Annotated in this window: 1 protein-coding gene; it reads right to left on the reverse strand. The window is 68.7% G+C overall.

What is annotated here, in order from left to right; translation table 11 throughout:
* Positions 1-323: DUF222 domain-containing protein (locus G154_RS00040; protein WP_155944833.1), on the reverse strand; the 323-nt coding region annotated here is incomplete at both ends.

Here is a 323-nt window from a genome sequence, read left to right on the forward strand (position 1 = left end):
CCGGTCCTCGGGTCCTGACTACCGCTGCCATCGGGCGTGGGCCCAGTATCTGGCTTTGCCCCGTGTCGGGTATCGGGTTGCTGTCCGGTGAGGACGTAGATGGTGACCGCTCCCGCCCGGGGATCTTTTCCCGATCCTGCGCAGTCAGGGTCACCGCAGAGGCAGGTGAGTCGGTCGGCTCCGGCCAGGACGGCGGCCAGGGCGTCGGCGCGGCGTTCGGCCACGGTCCGCGGATCACCATCACAAACACCACGGGCAAGGTCGTTGAGGCGGGTGTCGCTGATCGCGGCGTCGGTGGCACGCATCCGTCCCCAGAACGACAC

Source organism: Mycobacterium sp. VKM Ac-1816D (assembly GCF_000416385.1).
Taxonomy (GTDB): Bacteria; Actinomycetota; Actinomycetes; order Mycobacteriales; family Mycobacteriaceae; genus Mycobacterium; species Mycobacterium neoaurum_A.